The sequence below is a fragment of the Candidatus Symbiopectobacterium sp. NZEC151 genome, from assembly GCF_025962655.1.
In the GTDB taxonomy this organism is placed as follows: domain Bacteria; phylum Pseudomonadota; class Gammaproteobacteria; order Enterobacterales; family Enterobacteriaceae; genus Symbiopectobacterium.
The window spans coordinates 1-960 of record NZ_JAGFPE010000017.1 but is presented as its reverse complement, the minus strand read 5'-3'; the positions used below and the strand labels follow the sequence as shown (position 1 = coordinate 960).

Annotated in this window: 1 tRNA gene and 2 rRNA genes; all 3 read left to right on the top strand. The window is 48.2% G+C overall.

Going from position 1 to position 960, the window contains the following annotated elements:
• A 16S ribosomal RNA gene (locus J5067_RS23170) occupies positions 1–67 on the top strand; the annotation flags it as partial.
• A 194-nt stretch (positions 68–261) separates the two neighbouring features.
• Positions 262–337, top strand: a tRNA-Glu gene (locus J5067_RS23165).
• A gap of 197 nt (positions 338–534) precedes the next feature.
• Positions 535–960: ribosomal RNA gene (locus tag J5067_RS23160) — 23S ribosomal RNA — on the top strand; the annotation flags it as partial.

Sequence of the window (960 nt, the reverse complement as noted above, 5' to 3'; positions counted from 1 at the left end):
ATTCATGACTGGGGTGAAGTCGTAACAAGGTAACCGTAGGGGAACCTGCGGTTGGATCACCTCCTTACCTAATGATACTGATTCTGTGAAGTGTTCACACAGATTGTCTGATGAAAATGCTGAGCAAAAAGCACCTGTTGTTGGGTGTGATGATATTGCTTGTGATATCGAGTGTTAACTGCATCAGTCGCTCGGATTTGCAAGCAAATCCTCACCTCTACACAAAAATAGCGAATCAGTGATTCGCTATGCAATTTTTGTGTCCCCATCGTCTAGAGGCCTAGGACACTGCCCTTTCACGGCTGTAACAGGGGTTCGAATCCCCTTGGGGACGCCATACCGATAATGAGTGAAAGACATTATCACCGGTTCTGCCGAACCGACAATAACGTAAAGATGACTTTCGAGTCGTGTTTACGATATTTGCTCTTTAACAATCTGGAACAAGCTGAAAATTGAAACGAGCAATAGTGGCTCACTACTACTATTGTGATTCTCTCAAGCTTTCACACCCGAAACATTTTCGGGTTGTGAGGTTAAGTGAATAAGCGTACACGGTGGATGCCTAGGCAGTCAGAGGCGATGAAGGGCGTGCTAATCTGCGAAAAGCGTCGGCAAGCTGATATGAAGCGTTACAACCGACGATACCCGAATGGGGAAACCCAGTGCAATTCGTTGCACTATCATGTCATGAATACATAGTGGCATGAGGCGAACCGGGGGAACTGAAACATCTCAGTACCCCGAGGAAAAGAAATCAACCGAGATTCCCCCAGTAGCGGCGAGCGAACGGGGAAGAGCCCAGAGTCTGAATCAGCTTGTGTGTCAGTGGAAGCGTCTGGAAAGTCGCACAGTAAAGGGTGATAGTCCCGTACACGAAGATGCACAGGTTGTGAGCTCGATGAGTAGGGCGGGACACGTGACATCCTGTCTGAATATGGGGGGACCATCCTCCAAGGC